Genomic DNA, 8,870 nt, shown 5'->3' with positions numbered 1-8,870 from the left:
CGCAATACGATGATCGTGAGCTTCCTGCTCTCGGTCATCATGATCGTCGGCTATCTGGTCCATAATGGCGGGGCCGACGTAATCTTCGTCCAGGCCATCTTGCGCTGGACCCACGTGGTGCTCGGTATCCTCTGGATCGGGCTGCTCTACTATTTCAACTTCGTCCAAATCCGCAAAATGCCGGACATTCCGGCTGAGCTGAAGCCGGCGATCAGCAAGTACATCGCCCCTGAGGCTCTGTTCTGGTTCCGCTGGGCGGCGCTGTTCACGGTGGTCACTGGCCTCGCGCTCGCCTGGAGCCGCGGCTATCTGCTCGAGGCCCTCAGCCTCGGCGCCGTGGGTGGGTTCGTGTCTGCCCAGCACACCTTCATCGGCGTGGGCATGTGGCTGGCCCTGATCATGTTCATGAACGTCTGGATGTTCATCTGGCCGAACCAGAAGATCGCGCTTGGCATGGTCGAGGCCGATGACGCGGCCAAGGCCAAGGCCGGCCGTACGGCCATGCTGTTCTCGCGCACCAATACGCTGCTGTCCCTGCCGATGCTGGTCACCATGGCCATGAACCAGACCATCTTCGGCTAGGACCTCTCGACGACGACCGGACTTCAGGACCCGCCGCCCTGGCGGGTCCTTTCCATTTCAGGACCTCATGGACGAAGACGCCACGCCGCCGGCCGATGATCTGGACGCCCTGGTCGCCCGGGTGGACCCTGATCGCTGGCTGTCCAGCCGGCTGATCGCCGACGCCCAGGACCGGGCCGACGTCATCGTCCTCTACGCCTACGATCACGAACTGGCCCGGGCCCCCAGGGTCGCCTCCAACGCTCTGCTCGGCGAGATTCGCCTCGCCTGGTGGCGGGAGGTGCTGGACGAGGCCTATGGGACTGGCCCGGTCCGCCGCCATCCGACGGCGGTGGCCCTGGCTGAAGTGGTCGCCCGGCGCGGCCTGCCGCGAGCGCCCCTGGAGACCATGATCGACGCCAGATACCGGCAGCTTGATCCCGAACCCCTGGACGGGGCCGAGGCGGTGCTGCTGGCGCAGGAGACGGCCGGCGCGGCCGCGCGCCTGGCGGCCCTGATCCTGGCCGATGCGGGGGAGGGCGACCGGGCCGAGGCGGCCGGCGCGCTGTGGGCGCTGGGCCGACGTCGTCTGGCCGGAGAGCCATCTCCCTCGCCCCAACTCATCGCCCCCCTGACAGCCCAGGCCAAGGGGCTGGGGGTGGCCGCCTTTCCGGCCGGCGCCCATGGCGCGTTGGCCAGGGTCTATGGGCAGGGCCGTGAACCCTCGCCCGTGGGCAAGCGCTGGCGGATCACCCTGGCCGCCCTGACCGGGCGGATCTGAGCCCTATTCGGCGGCCAGAGCCGGTTGGCCGATCCAGGCGTCCAGATCGGCCAGGGCGCGTTCGCCCACCATGCGCTTCTTGGTGCGGCCCCGTTCCTTGGCGCCGAGGCGGCGGCCTTCGGCGTCGCGCTTGGGGCTCTCCAGGGGCGGGATCAGGCCATAGTTGATGTTCATGGGCTGGAAGGAGCCCGCGCCCCCATCCAGATGCCCGCCGGTGATGTGGCCGATCAGGGCGCCGAGCGCCGTGGTCGGCGGCGGTGGGGCGATAGGCGCGCCAAGGCGCTCGGCCGCCGCCAGGCGACCAGCCATCAGGCCGATGGCCGCACTTTCCACATAGCCCTCAACTCCCGTCACCTGACCAGCGAACCGCAGGCGCGGGGCCGCCTTCAGCCGCAGGGTCCCGTCCAGCAGGCGGGGGCTGTTGATGAAGGTGTTGCGGTGGAGACCGCCGAGGCGGGCGAAGACGGCCTTCTCTAGACCGGGGATCATGCGGAAGATGTCGGTCTGGGCGCCGTGCTTCAGCTTGGTCTGGAAGCCGACCATGTTCCAAAGGGTGCCCAACGCATTGTCCTGGCGCAGCTGGACCACCGCATAGGCCTTTTCGTCAGGCTTGTGGGCGTTGGTCAGGCCGACGGGCTTCATGGGACCGTGGCGCAGGGTTTCCCGGCCGCGCTCGGCCATGACCTCGATGGGCAGGCAGCCATCGAAATAGGGGACGTGCTCCCAATCCTTGAACTCGGACTTCGGCCCGGCCAGCAGGGCGTCGATGAAGGCCTCGTACTGGTCCTTGTCCATGGGGCAGTTGATATAGGCCGCCGCATCCCCGCCGGGACCTGCCTTGTCATAGCGGGACTGGCGCCAGCAGACGTCCATGTTCACCGACTCCAGCGTCACGATCGGCGCGATGGCGTCGAAGAAGGACAGCTGGCCCTCGCCGGTCAGGTCGAGGATGGCCTGCGACAGGGCCGGCGAGGTGAGCGGGCCGGTGGCGATGATGACGCTGTCCCACGCCTCAGGCGGCAGGCCGGCGACCTCGCCCCGGTCCAGGGTGATGTTGGGATGGGCCAGCAGCCTGGCGGTCACCGCGTCGGCGAACCCGTCGCGGTCGACGGCCAGGGCGCCGCCGGCCGGAACCTGATGGGCGTCGCCGCAGGACATGATGATCGAGTCAAGCCGCCGCATCTCGGCGTGCAGCAGGCCGACGGCGTTTCCGGCCCAGTCATCGGCGCGGAACGAGTTGGAGCAGACCAGTTCGGCCAGCTTGTCGGTCTGGTGGGCGTCGGTGCCGCGCACCGGGCGCATTTCGTGCAGGACCACGGGAACGCCGGCCTGGGCGATCTGCCAGGCGGCCTCGGAACCGGCCAGACCGCCGCCGATGACATGAATAGGAGAGAGGCTCATGAGGGACCCCATAGCAATGATCTGCACACTTCGCGAGCCGGCCCTTGCAGGCGGGCGGGGCGCGCGCCTAGTTTCTCCGCCGATGGTCGGCGACTCCAGGCGTTTCAAGCCTTTGGGGCGCAGATCGGGGAGCTGAGATGACCACCTTATCGCCGGGCGACGCCGCTTTTGAGGGCTTCCGACTGACTCAGGAGCACCCTCGGGTCACGCTGATCTGGGCGCTCTTCCACCTTCTGGTGTCGTTCGTCACCGCAACAGCCCTGATCCTGCTCGGCGGGGATGTGCTGATGCAGTCCGAAAGCGCTGCTGAGATGAGCCCGGCGGAGCTGGCGGTTTTCATGCGCGAGATCCTCCCGACCTATATGATCCTCGCACCCATCGGCCTGGTGGTCATGTCGGTGGCGGCCGCTGCGGTCTATCGGCTGCAACTGCGGCCCGAGGAAGCCGCCCATAGCGGCCACCTGCGGTTTGGCGCAGATGAGGTCCGGCTGATCATCCTGACGGTGATCTACTACCTCATGACCATTGGTGGTGTGCTGGCTCTGTCGTTGCTGGCGGCTATCGCGGCGGGCGTGGCATCGCTGGCTGGCCAGGGCGCCATGGCGACGGTGGGCGCGGCCATGATGCTGTTCTTCGCCGGGCTCTGGCTGTTTGTCCTTGTGCGCCTGTCCCTGGCGCCGGTCCTGACCTTTGATCAGCGCCGTCTGGTGGTTTTCGGGTCCTGGTCGCTGACGCGCGGCCACTTCTGGAGGTTGCTCGGGACCTATGCCCTGGCCCTGGTCACGATCCTGGTCGTCAGCCTGCTGGCCATTGTCATCTTCGCCGCCCTGGCGGGCATCATCACTGTCGCCGCCGGCGGTGGTCTGGACGAGGTGGGCGAGGTGTTCCAGCCGGACTTCAGCTCGTTCGGCGCCTACATCTCAGCCCAGACGCTCCTCTATCTGGTCTTCAACGCCGGCCTGACGGCCATCTTCTATCCCGCCGTGCTGACCCCGCAGGTCGTCGCCTATCTGACATTCCTGCCAGCGACGGTCGAAGAGCAGGGAGTTGGGTCAGACGACTTCGTCTGACCCATGGACACTCAAGCCTGGGCGCTGGGGCGGGCGGTGACCCGCTGATGCCAGGCGGCCAGATTGGCGTGTTCGGGGTTCATCTCCAGCCCGATCCAGGTGGCGAAATCCACGGTCGACAGGGCGCAGATGTCGGCGATCGTATAGTCGTGGCCGGCGATGAAGTCGCGGCTGGCCAGCTCCCGGTCGAGCCATTTGAGCGCGCTGGCATAGGCCTCGCGGTTGGACTCCCCGAAGTCCTTGAACTGGTTCAGCAGGGCGGCGGTATAGGGATGGGCGTGCCGCCAGAAATTGCCGACGGGCGTCATCAGGACAAATTCCACCCGGCGGACCCACATGTCCACATGGGCCTTTTCCAGGGCCGTGCGGCCAAACAGCGGCGGCTCGGGATTGGTCTCTTCGAAATAACGGCAGATGGCGACGGTCTCGGAAATGGTCGCTCCGTCGTCCAGCTCCAGGGTGGGAATCTGGCCGAGCGAGTTCTTGGCCCGATAGTCGGTCGACTTGTGCTCGCGCTTGCGCATGTCGACCGTGGTTTCAGGCAGGTCGATGCCCTTTTCCGCCAGGAAAATGCGGACGCGGCGCGGGTTCGGCGCCGGCATCGGCGCGCCGTAGAGGATCATGGTCAGCTCCAAATCGCTTAAACGAATGGCGCGAGGCTATTTCGAACAGGCGTTTACGGAAACCCTGACGTTGGGTCAGCCAGCGCTGGAAGCTGAAAAGTTCTCCAGACCTCAGGCGCTCTTGCGGCGCGCCAGGCGGCGTTGCTCGTGGCGATCCAGCACGTCCTTGAGGTAGCGGCCGGTCCAGCTGGACGGCTGGGCGGCCACGGCTTCGGGCGTGCCCACCGCGACGATCTCGCCGCCGCCGTCGCCGCCCTCGGGGCCGAAGTCCAGCAGCCAGTCGGCGGTCTTGATGACGTCGAGATTGTGCTCGATCACCACGATCGTATTGCCCTGGTCCACCAGCTCGTGGAGCACCTCCAGCAGCTTCTGGATGTCCTCGAAGTGCAGGCCAGTGGTGGGCTCGTCCAGGATGTACAGCGTGCGACCCGTGGCCCGCCGCGACAGCTCCTTGGACAGCTTCACCCGCTGGGCCTCGCCGCCAGACAGGGTGGTGGCCGGCTGGCCCACCTTGACGTAGCTTAAGCCCACGCGCTTCAGGGTCTCCATCTTGTCGCGGACCGGCGGGACGGCCTTGAAGAAGTCGGCGGCCTCTTCGACGGTCATGTCGAGGACGTCGGAGATGGACTTGCCCTTGAACTGGATCTCCAGGGTCTCGCGGTTGTAGCGCTTGCCCTTGCAGACATCGCAGGTGACGTAGACGTCGGGCAGGAAGTGCATCTCGATCTTGATCAGGCCATCGCCCTGGCAGGCCTCGCAGCGGCCGCCCTTGACGTTGAACGAGAAGCGACCCGGCCCATAGCCGCGGGCCTTGGCCTCGGGCAGACCGGCGTACCAGTCGCGGATGGGCTGGAAGGCGCCGGTATAGGTGGCCGGGTTCGACCGCGGGGTGCGGCCGATGGGCGACTGGTCGATGTCGATGACCTTGTCGAAATTCTCCAGCCCCTCGATCCGCTCGTGCTGGGCCGGCGCGTCGCTGGCGTTGTGCAGACGGCGGGCCGCGGCCTTGTAGAGGGTCTCGATGGTGAAGGTCGACTTGCCCCCGCCGGAGACGCCGGTGATGCAGGTGAAGACGCCGACGGGGATTTCGCCGGTGACATCCTTCAGGTTGTTGCCGCTGGCGCCGACGATGCGGACCATCTTCTTCCTGGAGATCGGCCGGCGGTCCCGGGGGACGGCGATTTCCCGGGCGCCCGACAGGTATTGGCCGGTCACGCTCTTGGGGTTGGCGATTACCTGCGCGGGCGTGCCCTCGGCGACGATCATGCCCCCGTGGACGCCGGCGGCCGGCCCCATGTCGATGACGTAGTCGGCCGTCATGATGGCCTCTTCGTCGTGCTCGACCACCAGCACCGAATTGCCCAGGTCGCGCAGGCCGCGCAGGCTGTTGAGCAGGCGGGTGTTGTCGCGCTGGTGCAGGCCGATGGACGGCTCATCCAGCACGTAGAGAACCCCGGTGAGGCCTGAGCCGATTTGACTGGCCAGGCGGATACGCTGGCTCTCGCCGCCGGACAGGGTGCCGGAATTGCGCGACATGTTCAGGTAGTTCAGACCCACATCCACCAGGAAACGCAGGCGGTCATTGATCTCCTTCAGGATCCGCCGGGCGATCTCCATCTGCTTGTCGGTGAGCCGGTCCTCCAGGGCGGTGAACCACTCCCGGGCGTGCTGGATGGACAGCCGCGAAATTTCGCCGATGTGCCGCCCGTCGATCTTCACCGCCAGGGCCTCGGGCTTCAGGCGGTAGCCCTCGCAGACCTCGCATGGGGTCTCCGACTGGAACCGCCCCAACTCCTCGCGCACCCAGGCGGAATCGGTCTCCCGCCAGCGGCGCTCGAGGTTCGGCAGGACGCCCTCGAAGGTCTTGTTGACCTCGTACTTGCGGGCGTTGTCGTCATAGACGAAGTGGATCTTCTGGCCCTTGGTGCCATTCAGGATCACCTCACGGGCGGCGTCCGGCAGCTTCCACCAGGGCTCGTCCATGGAGAAGTCGTAGTGGCGGGCGAGCGCCTGCAGGGTCTGGGTGTAGAGGGGCGAGGGGCCCTTGGACCAGGGGGCGACGGCGCCCTTGTGCAGCGACTTTTCCTTGTCCGGAATCACCATGTCAGCGTCGAAGGCGAGCTTGGCGCCCAGGCCGTCACAGGCCGGGCAGGCACCGAAAGGATTGTTGAAAGAGAACAGCCGCGGCTCGATCTCGCTGATCGAGAAGCCCGAGACCGGGCAGGCGAACTTCTCCGAGAAGATGATCTGGCGCGGCTCGGTCGCGCCCTCGGCCACGTCGGCCCACTCGGCCGTGGCGATCCCGTCAGCCAGCCGCAGAGCGGTTTCCAGGCTGTCAGCGTAGCGGCTTTCCTGGTCGCCCCGGGTCACCAGCCGGTCTACGACGATGTCGATGTCGTGCTTGAACTTCTTGTCGAGAACCGGTGCGTCCTCAATGGGATAGAAGGTCCCGTCGATCTTCAGCCGCTGGAAGCCCGCCCGCTGCCACTCGGCGATTTCCTTACGGTACTCGCCCTTGCGCCCGCGGATCACCGGCGCCAGCAGATAGAGCCGCTCGCCATCGGGCAGGGCGGTCAGCTTGTCGACCATCTGGCTGACGGTTTGGCTCTCGATGGGCAGACCGGTGGCGGGCGAATAGGGGATGCCCACCCGCGCCCACAGCAGGCGCATATAGTCGTGGATCTCGGTGACCGTGCCGACGGTGGAGCGGGGATTGCGGCTGGTGGTCTTCTGCTCAATGGAGATGGCCGGCGAAAGGCCCTCGATCAGGTCGACATCGGGCTTGCTCATCAGCTCCAGGAACTGGCGGGCATAGGCCGAAAGGCTCTCCACATAGCGGCGTTGACCCTCGGCATAGATGGTGTCGAAGGCCAGAGAGCTCTTGCCGGAACCCGACAGCCCCGTGAGCACCACCAGCTCGCCCCGCGGGATGTCGACATTGACGTCCTTGAGGTTGTGCTCCCGCGCGCCGCGCACGCGGATGAAGTTCAGCTGATCGGCCATGATTGTCCTGGAAGCCCTGCCGGCCGCCCGGGTTCCAGGCGGCCGGTTTCTATGTAGTGCCGGGACTCAGAGATAACACGAGAACAAGGGGGGAACAAAGTCCCGCTCAGCGGGTCGCCGCAGACTGAACCTGCTCCATCACGCGCAGCACATTGCCGCCCCAGAACTTGTCCAGGTCGGCCTGGGTGAAGCCCGCGGCGACCAGACGTTCGGTCAGGGCCGGGAAGGCGGTCACATCCTCGAAGCCCTCAATGCCGCCGCCGCCGTCGAAGTCGCCCGAGATGCCCACATGGTCGATACCGACCGTCTCCACCACGTGCAGGATGTGCTTCATCAGGTCGTCCATATTGGCCCGGGGCAGGGGGTATTGCGCCTCGATGGCGGCCCGCTCGGCCAGATAGGCGTCACGCTGCTCGGGCTTCACGTCCCGCTGCGGGCCGTACTTCTGGGTTAGCGCGGCCAGAGCGGCGTTGCGCTCGGGGATGCGAGGGGTCTCCACCATGTAGCCGGAGAAGGCGTTGATCTGGATGACGCCGCCCTTGTCGGCCAGCTTGCGCAGCAGGTCGTCGGGGATGTTGCGCGGGTGGTCGTAGACGGCCTTCACGCCAGAGTGGGACAGGATCAGCGGCGCCCGCGACAGGTCCAGCATCTGGTCCAGGGCGAGGTCCGAAGCATGGCTCGGGTCGATGACGATCCCCAGATCGTTGGCGTGCCGCACAAAGGCCCGGCCCTTGTCGCTCAGGCCGCCGAACTCGGGACCCTTGGGGTCGGTGGAGGAGTCAGCCAGGTCGTTATTGGCGAAATGGACGGGGCCCATCATCCGCACGCCGAGCTTGTAGAAGGTCTCCATCAGCGACAGGTCGCCGGACAGCGGCGCGCCGTTCTCCAGGCTGATGAACACGAACTTCTTGCCAGCCGCCAGGGCCTCGCGGGCCTGGGCCGGGGTGGTCACCAGGGCGAAGTGCTCATGGTGGCGGGCGGTCATCTGCAGGATTTCGGCCGTCCGGGTCAGGGCGTGGTCGCGGGACCACATGTCGGCGACCGCGTCGCGTCCCCGCTGCGGGGTGAAGACCACGAAGACGCCGCCATCGACGCCGCCTTCGACCATTCGCGGATAGTCCACCTGGGTGCCATCGATGGCGAAATCGTGCCGGTCCATGATGCTCCACCCGCTGGCTGAGAAGTTGGCCGGGGTGTCGAAGTGGGTGTCGAGCACGATGGCCTGCTCGTGCATCTGCGCCGGGGTCTGGGCGTGGGCGGCGCCGGCGGCGGCGAGGACGAGGAGGCTGGCGAACAGGGCGCGACGGGACACGGGACGGAACTCCTTGGATGGCTGAGCGTGCAGTTAGGGCCAGCCGCCGGAGCGGCGCAATGGCGAGGCGGCCCGGGCGGGGGAGATTTGCGCCACGCCCCCCCATCGCCTATCTAGCG

General features: G+C 66.8%; 7 protein-coding genes. 3 read left to right on the top strand and 4 right to left on the bottom strand.

Features of this window, described 5'->3' with window-relative positions; genetic code table 11:
- On the top strand, nt 1-582 hold a 582-nt coding region (locus Q8N19_RS11755; RefSeq protein WP_305590845.1), incomplete at its 5' end, for a urate hydroxylase PuuD.
- A gap of 67 nt (nt 583-649) precedes the next feature.
- Entirely contained in the window at nt 650-1,342 is a 693-nt protein-coding gene (locus tag Q8N19_RS11750) for a squalene/phytoene synthase family protein (RefSeq protein ID WP_305590843.1), read from the top strand.
- Between the two features lie 3 nt (nt 1,343-1,345).
- On the opposite strand, the gene trmFO is transcribed toward Q8N19_RS11750, so the two are convergent.
- Entirely contained in the window at nt 1,346-2,755 is a 1,410-nt protein-coding gene (gene trmFO / locus Q8N19_RS11745; protein WP_305590841.1) for a methylenetetrahydrofolate--tRNA-(uracil(54)-C(5))-methyltransferase (FADH(2)-oxidizing) TrmFO, read from the bottom strand.
- Nucleotides 2,756-2,880: 125 nt separating this feature from the next.
- Here trmFO and Q8N19_RS11740 point away from each other — a divergent pair, with 125 nt between their 5' ends.
- Nucleotides 2,881-3,813: a hypothetical protein gene (locus tag Q8N19_RS11740; protein ID WP_305590839.1), complete on the top strand. Its 933-nt coding sequence runs from the start codon at nt 2,881-2,883 to the stop codon at nt 3,811-3,813.
- A gap of 11 nt (nt 3,814-3,824) precedes the next feature.
- Here the strand turns inward: Q8N19_RS11740 and Q8N19_RS11735 are convergent, their stop codons facing one another.
- The 3 genes from Q8N19_RS11735 to Q8N19_RS11725 form a co-directional block, all read right to left on the bottom strand.
- Nucleotides 3,825-4,436, bottom strand: a complete 612-nt coding sequence (locus tag Q8N19_RS11735; protein ID WP_305590837.1) for a glutathione S-transferase family protein — start codon at nt 4,434-4,436, stop codon at nt 3,825-3,827.
- A 111-nt stretch (nt 4,437-4,547) separates the two neighbouring features.
- Complete coding sequence (gene uvrA / locus Q8N19_RS11730; RefSeq protein WP_305590835.1) at nt 4,548-7,439, bottom strand: excinuclease ABC subunit UvrA; 2,892 nt, start codon at nt 7,437-7,439, stop codon at nt 4,548-4,550.
- Between the two features lie 106 nt (nt 7,440-7,545).
- Complete coding sequence (locus Q8N19_RS11725) at nt 7,546-8,751, bottom strand: dipeptidase (RefSeq protein ID WP_305590833.1); 1,206 nt, start codon at nt 8,749-8,751, stop codon at nt 7,546-7,548.
- Nucleotides 8,752-8,870 lie beyond the last annotated feature (119 nt).

The sequence above is a fragment of the Phenylobacterium sp. genome (assembly GCF_030693405.1).
Taxonomy (GTDB): domain Bacteria; phylum Pseudomonadota; class Alphaproteobacteria; order Caulobacterales; family Caulobacteraceae; genus Phenylobacterium.
Note: the sequence above shows the minus strand (reverse complement) of the source record. Positions and strands in the feature narration are given on the sequence as shown.